This is a genomic window from Pseudoduganella sp. OTU4001, from assembly GCF_038440195.1.
Classification (GTDB): Bacteria; Pseudomonadota; Gammaproteobacteria; order Burkholderiales; family Burkholderiaceae_D; genus Rugamonas.
This window is the reverse complement of sequence record NZ_JASATG010000012.1, coordinates 72164-84963: the sequence shown is the minus strand read 5'-3', so window position 1 is coordinate 84963 and position 12800 is coordinate 72164. Positions and strand designations below refer to the sequence as shown.

General features: G+C 63.4%; 12 protein-coding genes. 7 read left to right on the top strand and 5 right to left on the bottom strand.

Annotated elements, in window-relative coordinates; genetic code table 11:
• Nucleotides 1-44: 44 nt before the first annotated feature.
• The gene (locus AAHE99_RS13315) at nt 45-650 is read left to right on the top strand and encodes a DUF642 domain-containing protein (RefSeq protein ID WP_342117829.1); all 606 of its coding nucleotides are present in this window, start codon (nt 45-47) and stop codon (nt 648-650) included.
• A 52-nt stretch (nt 651-702) separates the two neighbouring features.
• On the opposite strand, the gene AAHE99_RS13310 is transcribed toward AAHE99_RS13315, so the two are convergent.
• Nucleotides 703-1593 carry a LysR family transcriptional regulator gene (locus tag AAHE99_RS13310; RefSeq protein ID WP_342117828.1) on the bottom strand — a complete coding sequence of 297 codons (891 nt, stop codon included), beginning with the start codon at nt 1591-1593 and terminating at the stop codon, nt 703-705.
• A 91-nt stretch (nt 1594-1684) separates the two neighbouring features.
• Here AAHE99_RS13310 and AAHE99_RS13305 point away from each other — a divergent pair, with 91 nt between their 5' ends.
• The 5 genes from AAHE99_RS13305 to AAHE99_RS13285 are packed head-to-tail and all read left to right on the top strand — an operon-like array spanning nt 1685 to nt 5596.
• On the top strand, nt 1685-3445 hold the full coding sequence (locus AAHE99_RS13305; RefSeq protein WP_342117827.1) for a sulfatase-like hydrolase/transferase: 1761 nt from the start codon (nt 1685-1687) through the stop codon (nt 3443-3445).
• Between the two features lie 10 nt (nt 3446-3455).
• Complete coding sequence (locus AAHE99_RS13300; RefSeq protein ID WP_342117826.1) at nt 3456-3821, top strand: hypothetical protein; 366 nt, start codon at nt 3456-3458, stop codon at nt 3819-3821.
• 57 nt (nt 3822-3878) lie between these two features.
• Nucleotides 3879-4343 carry a hypothetical protein gene (locus AAHE99_RS13295; RefSeq protein WP_342117825.1) on the top strand — a complete coding sequence of 155 codons (465 nt, stop codon included), beginning with the start codon at nt 3879-3881 and terminating at the stop codon, nt 4341-4343.
• A gap of 2 nt (nt 4344-4345) precedes the next feature.
• A complete protein-coding gene (locus tag AAHE99_RS13290; RefSeq protein WP_342117824.1) occupies nt 4346-4975 on the top strand; it encodes a glutathione S-transferase family protein in 630 nt (209 codons plus the stop codon).
• 3 nt (nt 4976-4978) lie between these two features.
• Nucleotides 4979-5596 carry a hypothetical protein gene (locus tag AAHE99_RS13285; RefSeq protein WP_342117823.1) on the top strand — a complete coding sequence of 206 codons (618 nt, stop codon included), beginning with the start codon at nt 4979-4981 and terminating at the stop codon, nt 5594-5596.
• Here the strand turns inward: AAHE99_RS13285 and AAHE99_RS13280 are convergent.
• From AAHE99_RS13280 to AAHE99_RS13265, 4 genes are all read right to left on the bottom strand, one after another.
• Nucleotides 5577-6812: an MFS transporter gene (locus AAHE99_RS13280; protein WP_342117822.1), complete on the bottom strand. Its 1236-nt coding sequence runs from the start codon at nt 6810-6812 to the stop codon at nt 5577-5579. The two genes, AAHE99_RS13285 and AAHE99_RS13280, sit on opposite strands and share 20 nt — an antisense overlap.
• Nucleotides 6812-7339 (bottom strand): PadR family transcriptional regulator, encoded by a 528-nt coding sequence (locus tag AAHE99_RS13275; protein ID WP_342117821.1) that lies wholly within the window; start codon nt 7337-7339, stop codon nt 6812-6814. Before AAHE99_RS13275 ends, AAHE99_RS13280 begins: the two co-directional genes overlap by 1 nt.
• Before the next feature lie 91 nt (nt 7340-7430).
• Complete coding sequence (locus tag AAHE99_RS13270) at nt 7431-9305, bottom strand: glucokinase (protein WP_342117820.1); 1875 nt, start codon at nt 9303-9305, stop codon at nt 7431-7433.
• A gap of 55 nt (nt 9306-9360) precedes the next feature.
• Nucleotides 9361-10968, bottom strand: coding sequence for an alpha-glucosidase (locus AAHE99_RS13265; RefSeq protein WP_342117819.1), 1608 nt, complete (start codon nt 10966-10968; stop codon nt 9361-9363).
• A 195-nt stretch (nt 10969-11163) separates the two neighbouring features.
• Between AAHE99_RS13265 and AAHE99_RS13260 the strand changes: the two genes are divergently transcribed.
• Complete coding sequence (locus tag AAHE99_RS13260) at nt 11164-12759, top strand: POT-type proton-dependent oligopeptide transporter (RefSeq protein WP_342117818.1); 1596 nt, start codon at nt 11164-11166, stop codon at nt 12757-12759.
• Nucleotides 12760-12800 lie beyond the last annotated feature (41 nt).

The window sequence follows — 12800 nt, the reverse complement described above, 5'->3', positions numbered from 1 at the left end:
GAATGTTAGTAGCTATAAAACAATACAAATTCCAATTTAACAATATGAAACGAATCCTCTCCGCTGTATTGCTGTTCGCGGCAAGCGCTGCCAATGCCGGCACGATCGAACTGGTCAAGAATGGCAGTTTCGAAAAAGACGTTATCGCTGCCAATTCCTGGAAAGTGCAATCCACCCTGGACGGCTGGGCGGTTGGCACAAACCAAGTGGAAATCCGCAATAACGTGGTGGGCGCTGCGCAAAACGGCAGCCAGTACCTTGAACTGGATGTCTACAACAATAGTTCGATCAGCCAGACCTTCGACACCGTCAACGGCGGCGAGTACAAGCTGTCCTTCTATTACGCGGCGCGTGAAAACACTTTGGCCACGACCAACGGCATCGACGTGTTCTGGAATGGCCTGCTGGTCAAGCATCTCGAGCAGGACAACCGTAGCTCGGTAACGAACTGGATCAAATACGACCTGTCGCTGTTCGCGGCCGGCAGCCAGTCCAAACTTGAATTCGTTGCAGCCGGCAATAGCGATAGCTACGGCGGCTCGCTGGACAACGTGTCGCTGACCACAAACGTGCCGGAGCCCGGCACCTTGATGTCCGTCGCGCTGGGCCTCGGCATGCTCGGCTTCACCTTGCGTCGCCGTCAGAAATAAGGCGCCTCCAACGCCGCACCAAGCCTGCAAGGTTCACGCCTTGCAGGCTTTTTTATTTCACGAGCTGTGCGATCACCACTTCGGCGGCGGCGGAGAGGGTACGCTCGCGCAGGGTGACGAGGCCCAGCTCGATGCCGGCTTCGGCCAGTGCGGGGATGGGGAGTTCGACCAGGGCGCCGCTTGCCAGCTCGGCTTCGACGGTCGAGCGGGTTGTCAGCAGCAGGCGGTCGCTTTGCAGGGCCAGGTGCTTGAGCAGGTCGACGTGGTCGCAGGCCAGCATTTGCGGGCGTTTGCCGTCCACTTCTTCAATCAATTCCAGTAACGCCGGCGGCATCGCGCTGGTGGGCGGCAGGTGGACTGAGACGAAGCCGTAGTGCTGCAGCTCGCGGCGGCCGGCCTTCTTTGCGCCGGCCAGCGGGTGCCCGGCGCGGCAGCACAGCAGGCCGGGGTGGATGCCGACGGGGTTGATGCGCAACTCGGCGTCGTGCTTCAGCAGGCGCACATCCGCCAGGAAGAATTCAATCCGTTCCGCCTTCAGGTGGCCCGCCAGCGCGGGGGCGTTCTGGATTTCCACGCGCAGGCGCAATTGCGGGTAGTCGCGCGTAATCGCCTGCAGGGCCGGTTCCAGTGCGCTGAACGCGGGGAACGGGCCGACGCCGAACGCGACTTCGCCGGCCACGCCGGTATGCAATTGCCGCATATCGTGCTGGAACACGCTCAGCGAGCGTTCGATGGCGCGGGCGCGTTCCACGAACTGGCGTCCGGCGGCGGTGGCGTGGACGCCGTCGCGGGTGCGGTCGAACAGGCTGACGCCCAGGTCGGCCTCCAGCGCCTGCACGCTACGCGACAGGGCCGGTTGCGTCAAATGCACGCGCTGGGCGGCTTTGACGAAGCTGCCCTCCTCAAACAGGGCGATGATATGGCGAAGTTTACGTAGATCCATGCATTTTCCGCATTGCTATTCATGAATATTATGCAGTTGCCTCATACGTGTCCAGCGCAAATAATCGGCGCATACGCATAAAGGAGACATCATGGATCACTGGAGCCGCCGCCATTTCCTGGCAAGCATGGGCGCCATGGGCGCCGCCACCCTGGCCGGCAACTGGATGAACCGGCCGCGCCGGCCGATGGTGCTGCGCAGCGCCGTGTCGGACCAGACCCGCCGCGAACGGCGCCTGAACATCCTGCTGATCGTCACCGACCAGGAACGCAGCCGGCCCGACCTGCCCAAGGCGCTGGACCTGCCGGCCCACGACTGGCTGGCCGAACACGGGACGAACTTCAGCCACTACCACGCCAACACCACGCCCTGCTCGCCTTCGCGCTCGAATATGTATTTCGGCCAGCACACGCAGCACACGCGCATGACGGCCAATATCGAGGCGCCGCCCACCTTCCCGCAGCTGGCGCAGGATCTGCCAAGCGTGGGCCACCTGCTGCGCGCGCAAGGCTATTACACTGCCTACAAGGGCAAGTGGCACCTGAGCCCCATGCGCCACGACCCGGGCCTGATCTACGGCCCTTATCCCGACACCAGCAATGACCTGGAGCCCTTCGGCTTCTCCGATTTCAATAGCGACGGCGACCCGCACGGTGCCACCTGGACCGGCTACCGCACCGACCGCCAGACCGCCAGCCGCGCCATCGAATGGCTCGGCACCAAAGGCCGCGACCTGCAAGGCAAGCAGCCCTGGTTCATGGCGGTCAACTTCGTCAATCCGCACGACGTGATGTACTACAGCCACGGCGCAGCGCAGGACGAATCGCGCCTGCTGCGCAGCGCCCTGTCGCCGCTATCCGGCCCGCCGCAAGGCGCCCCATACGACAAGCTGTGGGACGTGCCCCTGCCGGCCTCTTTCGAGCATGCCGCGCTGGCCGGCAAGCCATCGTCGCAGCGCGCCTACCAGTCGCTGTGCGACGCCTTGTACGGCCATATCGACCTGCAGGACCGGCACGCCTGGCACACCTACCAGAGCTACTACTTCAACTGCATCCGCGACGTGGACCAGCAGGCCATGTCCATCCTGACGGCGCTGCAAAAGTTCGGCCTGGACCGCGACACCATCGTGATCTACACCTCGGACCACGGCGAGATGGCCGGCGCGCAAGGCCTGCGCCAGAAAGGCCCGCATATGTACAAGGAAAACGTGCGCCTGCCATTCATCGTGGCCCACCCGGAAGCGCGCCACGGCCAGCATACCGCCGCCCTGGCATCGTGCATCGACCTGACGCCAACCCTGCTCGGCCTGGCCGGCGTGCAGCCGAAAGCCTGCGCCGAAGCCTATCCATTCCTGAAAGGCGTCGACGTTTCCGCCGCGGTGGCCGCGCCGGATACGCGCAGTGAGCGCGACAAGCGCGGCATCCTGTTCAACTATGGCGTGCCGCTGTATATCGACCCCGACTTCACACGCTCTTCGCTGCGCACCGACCATGTGATCGACCGCCTGACGCCGTTGCGCGTGGCGATGCAGGGTGGCAGGCTGCTCCCCAGCCTGGAGAACAAGACCCTGTTCCGCGGCATCCACGATGGCCGCTACAAATTCGCCCGCTACTTCCAGCCCAACCAGCACCACAAGCCGCGCGACTGGGAAACCCTGCTGCGCTATAACGAGCTGGAACTGTACGACACGCAGACCGACCCGGACGAACTGGTCAACCTGGCGGCGCGGCCGGAGCAGCACCGCAACCTGCTATTGGATCTTTCCAGCCGCACCAATACACTGATCGACACCGAGATCGGCGCCGACGACGGCAGCGAATTCCCCGGCCCGCGCGGCCTTTACGCACTCTGATGGAGACTTCATGCAATTAGAATCAAAACTGCCCTTCCTGCTGCGCGCAACCGGTCTCGCGACCGGCGGCGCCGCCATCGTGTTCCTGCTGCCGCAGCCGGTCCTCAACCTGCTCGGGTTGACCGTCACCGAAGCGGGCGGGCTGTTCTTTGTGCGCCATTGGGGCCTCCTGGTCGGCTGCATCGCCGGCCTGATGGTGTATGCCGCGCGCCAGCCGGCCCTGCAGCGGCCGATCATGCTGGTCGCGGCGCTGGAAAAACTGGCCCTGGTGCTGATGGTGGCAAACCTGCCGTCGCCAGGGCTGATGTGGGGCATTGCCGGCTTCGACGGCCTGTGCGTGCTGCTGTTCTGCGCCATCCTCCTGCGCCGTAAGTAGCCATTTGCGCCGATCTGGTAGTATGGCCGTTTTCAAACTGCCGGATCGTTGCGCCGCATGTCTTCCTCCCGTAAATCTGCCATTGCCGGCGCTGTCGCCGGCCTTCTCGTTGCCGGCTTCGGCGCCTGGTACGTAAGCACTCACCGTTCGGAAGCGGCGCCCGCGCCGGCGCCCGCACCGGCAATGGCCGTCGCCGCCACGCCGGCCGCCAAAGCAGCGGTCAGCCGCGACCAGGCGGTGGAAAAGCTGATGGCGTTGCCGGAACTGAAACGCTGGGCCGACAACATCGAAAAACGCAGCGGCGGCGTGCGTCACGGCGCGCTGATCGAAACCGATCCCGCCCCGCGCGACGTGAAAGGCCAGCCCTACTACCAGCTCAGCTTCGTGGAAAACGGCGACGACATGGCGCAGGCGCTGGCCAGCTTCCTGGTATCGCACGCCAGCGGCGACATCCTGGTGGAAGACGACACCAGCGGCGAACTGCTCCAGCTCGACCAATGGCGCAAAGGCCTGAAGGACTAAGCATGTACACCCTCTACTACGGCCGCGGCGCGGCAAGCCTGGCAATCCACGCGGCGCTGAAGGAAATCGGCGTGCCTTACGAGCTGGTGGCGGTGGACCTGGAAGCGGGCCAGCAGCGCAGCCCCGAGTACCTGCGCATCAACCCGCAAGGCAAAGTCCCTACCCTGATCATCGACGGCCGCGCTTTCCATGAATCGGCGGCCCTGATGCTGATGCTGGCCGAACGCCACCCGCAATCGAACCTGGCGCCAGCGGCCGGCTCGCTGGCCCGCGCGGAATGGTACGAACTGGCCGTGACCATGGCGAACAACCTGGGCGGCAACTTCCGCCTGTGGTTCTACCCTTCCGACATTGGCAGCAGCGAGGGCGACACGGCGGTCCGCAGCGCCATCCAGCAGCGCATCGAATCGATGTGGGCGACACTGGATGCGCGCCTGGCCGATAATGGCCCTTACCTGCTGGGCGAATCGTTCTCCGGCGTGGACCTGATGCTGACCATGTACATGCGCTGGTCGCGCAATATGCCGCGCCCGGCCACCGACTGGCCGGCCCTGAAGAAATATGCCGACATGATGCGCGCCCGCCCAAGCTGGCGCCATGTGACGGAAACAGAAGCACTCACTGGATGGTAAAAGATGTTCAAGAAGTTGTTTGCAGCACTCGGCGTCAAATCGAAAGTCCGCGCTGACGCCCCTTACGGCACCGCGGAACTGAACGCAGTCCACAATATGCTGTTCGCCGACGACGCGGGCAGCCTGTTCGGCGACGCCCCCGACCCGCGCGTGGTGCAAGGCATCGCGCAGGACGCCACGGAAGAAAGCCGCGTGCGCCTGCTGGCCGCGCAATGGCTGCGCGACCACGGCCACCAGCCCGCAGCGCCGGACATGCTGGGCGTAATCATCGAAGTCCCGCTAGATAAGGGCATGGATACCCTGGCCGCCTACGCCGACGGGCGCGTACGCTACATCGACCAGCACGGCCACACCGCGGTCTTCGAAGGCGCACCGTCCAACATCGCGGACCAGGCCAAAACCCTGGTCGCCACCGCCATCGCCGCCTGCGCCGTGGCGGGCCGCCAAAAGCCCGTCTACGCGCCAGCCGAAGGCCGCATGCGCATCACTTTCCTGGAGCAGAATGGCAACCGCATGATGGAAGGCCTCTTCACCAACATCATGCGCGACGAACTGGCCAAGCCGGTACTGGAGCAGGGCCGCGCCCTGCTCGACCTGGTGGCTAAGCCGGAGAGCGCGTAGCCAGCGGCGCGGATGCGCCCTGCACCCGCCCAACCCACCACACCGCAAAGAAGATCAGCGCCGAGGCGATCAGGCCGATGGTGTCATAGCCAAGCAGGCGCCCCGCCGCATCGGTATGCACCAGCATGCCGCCGGCAAAGGCGCCGGCGCCCGTCCCCACCTGCTGGATCGCCGCATTAGCGCTCAGGAAAGCACCGCGCCGCTGCGGCTCGGGAATGGTGGTCAGCAGCGCCTGCAGCGGCACAAAGCGGCCCGACATCGCCACCATGAAGAACGGGAAGAACAGCATCACCGCCAGCAGCGGAATTTGCGGCATATGCGTCATGAACAGCGTAGGCGCAATCGAGAACAGCGCCACCCAGCGGAACACCTGGTGCTTGCCGGCGCGGTCGGCCCAGCCGCCGATCAGGCGTGAACTGAACAAAGTGGCGATGCCGCCGCACAGGTAGACGTAGCTGATCTGCGCCGGCTGGATGCCCAGGTTCCCCACCAGCATCGGCGAGATAAACGGGATCACCATCATGCCGCTGACCGTCACCACAAAACTCAGGAGGAAGCCGCGCAGGTGCGCGCCGACCGTGAACAGGCCAAGCAACTCCGGCAGCACGCGCGCCAGCGGCACCGGCGCATTGGACAGGTGCGCGGTCATCGACGGCAGCGCACGCGCCGCCACGACCCATACCACCATCGACAGCACCACCAGCAGGTAGAACGGCGACTGCCAGCCGAAGTGCGCACCCAGCATGACGCCAATCGGCACGCCGGCAATCGCCGCCATGCTAAAGGAAGTCATCACGATGCCGGTGGCGGCGCCGCGCCGCTCTTGCGGAATCAGGTCGGCGATGATGGACATGCTGATCGCACCCAGCACGCCGCCGGTCATGCCGGCAAAGGCGCGCGACAGCACCAGCACATGGAAGTTAGGCGCCAGCGCGCAAGCCAGGTTGGAGAGGTTGAACAGCATGAACACCGTCAGCATCAGCTTCTTGCGATCGAAGCGGTCGGCGTAGGTGGCGGCCAGCAGGCCGGAAAGCCCGGCGCACCAGGCGTAGGCCGACACCGCGCCCGAGACCTGGGCGGCGCTGATCGAGAATGCGCGCATCAGCTGCGGCGCGAGCGGCATCATGACCATGAAGTCCATGATCACGGTGAACTGGATGAACGCCAGCAGCCATAGGACTGTGCGTTCGCGTTGGGGAGTCAGTGTCAGGGTCATCAGCTTAGATTGATAATGTCGTCGGTTGCGCGCTTCAGGATAGCGCGGATGGCGTCCACCTGCTCGCGCGTGGTGCGCGGGCCGCGGCCTCGGGAAATGACAGCTTCCTTCAGGGCGTGCATCAGGCTGCGCAAGTCGCCGCCCTCTTCAGCGCCGCCGCTGCAGGACAGGCGCGCCATATAGGCATCCACCATGGCGCGGTTCGCGTCGAGGAAGGCCAGGCCGTCCGCCAGCACGGAATACAGCTTTTTGTTGCCATCTTTAACGATATCCACGTGGCCCATATCGGCCAGCATGGACAACAGCGGGTAAATCGCGCCCGGGCTGGGCGAGTAGCTGCCGCCGGTCAGCGTTTCCAGCTCCTTGATGATTTCGTATCCGTGGCGCGGCTTGTCGGCGATCAGCTGCAGCACGACGTAGCGCATGGCGCCGGAATCGAACATCTTCGGCCCCCGTCCGCCGCCGCCGCGCTGGTGGTGATGGTGCTCGTGGTGCAGCCGGTGGTGGCCGCGGAAGAAATGGAACATGGCATACTCCGTAAGATATATCTCAATAAGATATATCGTAAACTATTCTGCGGAGTTTGCAAGCAAAAAAAACGGGCCTTGCGGCCCGTTCTCAGTTATCCAGGTGGGAGATTTGCAATCGCCTGCTCTCCTGCACCACACCATTGGCCTTGTGCTCCAGCACCAGTTCGGCGTTCTGCTCGTCCAGCGAGATACCGACCGACAGGATGTCGATCAGCAGCAGCTGCAGGATGCGCGAGATCATCGACAGGAAAGCGCTGCTGTCCTCCGAGTGGTCAACCGCCAGGCAGACCGAGGCCTTTTTCGCCAGCGGCGACTGGCTGCTGGTAATGGCGATGACGTCGGCGCCGGCACGGCGCGCCGCATCCACCGCTTCCAGCAGCTCCGGCAGCTTGCCGGAATTGGAAATGGCAATCACCACGTCGCCCGGCTTCAGCAGCTCGGCGGCCAGTGTGAACAGGTGCGAGTCGCCGTAAGCGGCGGTCGGGATGCGGAAGCGGAAGAACTTGTGCTGGCCATCCAGCGCCACCACGCGCGAGTTGCCCATGGCGTAGAACTCGACCTTCTTGGCGTGCGACAGCAGCTCAATGGCGCGATCCAGCGAATGCACGTCCATTTGGTCGCGGAACTTCAGGATCGCCGAGACGGTGTTGTCGATCACCTTCGCGCTCAGGTCGTGCGTGCTGTCGGACACGCGCACCTGGCTGTGGCGCACCGGAATAGCGCCGGTCAGGCTGGAAGCAAATTTCAGCTTGAAGTCGGCCAGTCCCTGGAAGCCCAGCGAACGGCAGAAACGGATCACGGTCGGCTGCGACACTTCCGCCAGGCGGGCGATATCGGCAATCGGCTCGTTCAACACGAGACGCGGCTGCTCGATCACCAGCTGCGCCACGCGCTGCTCGGCCGGCGTAAGCTCCGCCTTGAGCGACTGCACGCGCTCCATCAGCGTATTGGCGCCGGTGCGGCCGCGCAGGTGTTCGGACAGGATGGTCGCCACGCCGTAGAACGCCGGGTTCGGGGTGGTGATCACATAGGTCGGGATATCGGCCAGGTAGGACGAGAAACGGCCCTTCGCCTCAAAGCGGGTGCGGAACGGCGATTCGAGGAACCACTCACCCATGCGCGGCACGATGCCGCCGCCGATAAAGATGCCGCCGAAGGAGCCCAGCGTCACCGCCAGGTTGGCCGCCGCGCCGCCCAGCATGGCGCAGAAGCATTCCAGCACTTCGATGCACAGCGCGTTCTTGTCCTTCATCGCGCCGGCGATGATCTGCTGCGACGTCAGGTCGCGCACACTCAGGCCATTGCGGCGCGCCAGGGCGCGGTAGATGATCTCCATGCCCGGACCGGAGATCAGGCGCTCGTTCGATACGTGCGGCCAGGTCTGCCAGGCGTACTGCAGGATCGCGTATTCGCGTTCGTCGGCCGGCGCAAAATTGGTGTGGCCGCCTTCCGAACCAAGGGTGACGAAACCGTCGGTGGTCGGGATCACGCCGGAGCAGCCCAGGCCCGTGCCCGGGCCCAGCACGCCGATCACGGAATTCTGCGCCGGGGTGCCGCCGCCAACCTGCATCAGGTCATCCGCCTTGAAGCCGGGGATGGCCATCGCCAGCGCGGTAAAGTCGTTCACCACCAGCAGGGTATGCAGGCCCAGTTCGCGCCGCACTTCGTCGGTGGAGAACTGCCAGTCGCGGTTGGTCATGCGAATGAAATCGCCATGCACCGGGTTGGCCAGCGCCAGCGCGCCGTGATTGAGGCTGATATCGCCGTGGTCGGCCAGATAGCTGCGCAGCAGCGGGACAATGCCGGTGAAGTCGTCGCACTGCAGCACGCGTACCGCCTTGAACTCACCGGGAGCCGTCTGCAAGGCCAGGCGCGCATGGGTGGCGCCGATGTCCGCCAGCAGGCGTGGGCCATCCGCAAAAGCGGAGCGGTTTGCTTTTGGGTCTGCCTCTATCTGTTTCATTGTCTTTTTTAAGATTTAGATAACGCCTTAAAGGCGGGAGGATACCCTAAAACATTTATGCAGCATAGCCAAACCACGCGCCATAGCCTGGCAGCTGGACCTGCCCGTCGACCACCTCACCCGGCAAGCCAGGCTGTTCCAGCTTCTGCGCGCCCCTGGCCTGCGGCAGCGTGAAGTTGACCGGCGCCGCGCCCAGGTTGAACAGCGCGATCACGCTGCGCTCCCCCGGCAGGTCGCGCCGCAGCGCCAGCACCGGCTCCGGCGCGTCGTAAAACTCGATATCGCCGCGCGTCAGCTGCGGCATGGTCTTGCGCCAGGCGATCATGCGGCGCGCGAAATTCAGCGGCGAATTCGCATCTTCCTCCTGCACCGAAGCGGCGATGGCCTTGTGCTCCTCCGCCACCGGCAGCCACGGCGTGCCGCTGGTGAAGCCGCCATGCTCGCCATTGGTCCAGGCGATCGGCGTACGGCAGCCATCGCGGCCCTTGAATTCAGGCCAGAAGGTCTTGCCATACGGGTCCTGGATCAGTTCATACGGCACATCCGCCTCGCTGAAGGCCAGTTCGTCGCCCTGGTACAGGCAAGGCGTGCCTTTCAGCGACAGCTGCATGGCCAACACCAGCTTGGCGAACGCCGCCTGGTTGCTCATGCCGTTCCAGCGCGTCACCACGCGCACCGCATCGTGGTTGCCGACCGACCAGGAAGGCTGGCCGTCCTTGACGCGCGCCTTGAAGTCCTCGACCTGCTTGCGGATATGGCCCGCGCTGCTATCGGCGGTCAGCAGGTTGAAGCTGTAGGCCATGTGCAGCTTGTTGCCGCCTTCCGTGTACTGGGCCATCACGGCCAGCGAATCGTCCGCGCCCACTTCGCCGATGGCGACCGCGCCGTATTCGTCCAGCAGCACGCGCAGCTTCTCCAGGAAGGCCACGTTCTCCGGCTGGCTCTTGTCGTAGACGTGGGCCTGCATGCCGTACGGATTGGCGTCGCTGACGGTGGAGGTGTCGCGCACCAGGGCCGGCGGGTTGCTGCGCAGCTGGCGGTCGTGGAAGTGGAAATTGCAGGCATCCATGCGCACGCCGTCGACGCCGCGCTTGAGCCAGAAGCGCAGCGCGTCCAGGTGCGCCTGCTGCACTTCGGGGTTATGGAAGTTCAGGTCCGGCTGGCTGACCAGGAAGTTGTGCATGTAATACTGCTTGCGGCGCGAATCCCACTGCCACGACGAGCCGCCGAACACGGACAGCCAGTTGTTGGGCGGGTTCCCGTCCGGCAGCGGATCGGCCCAGATATACCAGTCGGATTTCGGATTATCGCGCGAGGAACGGCTCTCCTTGAACCACGGATGGTCTTCCGAGGTATGCGACATGACCTGGTCGATCATGATCTTCAGGCCCAGGCTGTGCGCCTTGGCGATCATCTTGTCGAAGTCCGCCAGGGTGCCGAACATCGGGTCGACGTCGCAGTAGTCGGCCACGTCGTAGCCGAAATCGCGCATCGGGGATTTGAAGAATGGCGAGATCCAGATGATGTCCACGCCCAGTTTGGCAATGTAGTCGAGGCGATCGGTGATGCCATTCAGGTCGCCGATGCCGTCACCGTTGGTGTCCAGGTAGCTGCGTGGATATACCTGATAAATGATTGCTTCTTTCCACCAAGGTGTGCTCATATGCTGAATCCCGAATAAAGATGACTATGTAGATAATATACATGATGAATGCGGGAAGTTCAATCACTATGAACTGTTTAAAATCAATGACTTACGATTTTCTACGTAGTCAAACTACAGATAAGGGAAACCAGTAGTTGCCAAGTGCAAGCCGTTCGCATAGCATCGCGCCCAATATTTAGAACTGGAGCCTTCATGTCGAAGCAAGAACTGGAACAGGGTAACGGGCCGATGCCCCGGCAAATCCCGTACATCATCACTAACGAAGCCTGCGAACGTTTCAGTTTTTACGGCATGCGCAACATCCTGGTGCCATTCCTGATCAGCACCTTGCTGCTGTTCATTCCGTCCGAACACCGCGCCAGCGAAGCAAAGCACGTCTTCCACACCTTCGTGATCGGCGTCTACTTCTTCCCGCTGCTGGGCGGCTGGCTGTCGGACCGCTACTTCGGCAAGTACAACACGGTCTTCTGGTTCTCGCTGATCTACTGCGCGGGACATGCCTGCCTGGCGCTGTTCGAGCACAATATCAACGGCTTCTATTTCGGCCTGTTCCTGATTGCCTTCGGCTCCGGCGGCATCAAACCGCTGGTAGTGTCCTTTGTCGGCGACCAGTTCGACCAGACCAACAAGAAGAAGGCCAAGGTGGTGTTCGACGCCTTCTACTGGTCGATCAACTTCGGCTCCTTCTTCGCATCGCTGCTGATGCCGATCTTCCTGCGCGACTACGGCGCCTCGGTGGCATTCGGCATTCCAGGCATCCTGATGTTCATCGCCACTATCGTGTTCTGGGCCGGCCGCAAGAAGTACGTGCACGTGCCGCCATCGGAACCGAACCAGGAATCATTCACCCGCGTCGCCAAGACCGCCCTGCTGGAGGCTGCGCCGGGCCAATCGCGCCCGGGCCTGACCATGGCGCTGGTCGGCGTGGCGGCAGGCGCGGTTTCGCTGGCCATGACCCCATCCTGGGGCTTTGTGATCGCCGCCTGTACCGCGCTGGTGCTGGTGATGGCGTTCGGCGGCATCGGCACCTCGATGCAGCTGGAGCGCGCCCGCGGCAAACATAGCGACGAGGCGGTGGACGGCGTGCGCGCCGTGCTGCGCATCTTTATCGTGTTTGCGATGGTGACCCCGTTCTGGTCCCTGTTCGACCAGAAGGCATCGACCTGGATCGTGCAGGCCAACGATATGGTGCACCCGACTTATGAAATCCTGGGCTGGTCGTTCTCCTTTGTGCCGGCGCAGATGCAGGCGCTGAACCCGCTGCTGGTGATGCTGCTGATCCCGTTCAATAACATCGCCCTGTTCCCGCTGCTGCGCAAGCTGGGCATCGAGCCGACCCCGCTGCGCCGCATGGGCACCGGCATTTTCGTGTCTGCGCTGGCCTGGGTGGTGATTGGCACGCTGCAGGTGGTGATGGATGGCGGCACGCCGGTATCGATGGCGTGGCAGATCCTGCCTTACGCCCTGCTGACGTTCGGCGAAGTGCTGGTCTCCGCCACCGGCCTGGAGTTCGCTTATTCGCAAGCGCCGTCCTCGATGAAGGGCGTGATCATGGCGCTGTGGTACCTGGCGGTCACGGTTGGCAACCTGTGGGTGCTGATCCTGAATGCCGGCGTGAAGAACGACGCCGTATCTGCCTACATCAAGACCACCGGCTTCTCGGTGATGGCGTTCCAGATGTACTTCTTCGCCGCCTTCGCCGCGCTGGTCGCAGGCTGCTTCGCCCTGTACGCCATGCGCTACAAGATGGTCGATTTCTACCGCAAGGGAGAACTCAAAGCCGCCTGAATTCGGTGCCAGGCCTGTCATTCAGACACTGATCGCGCACC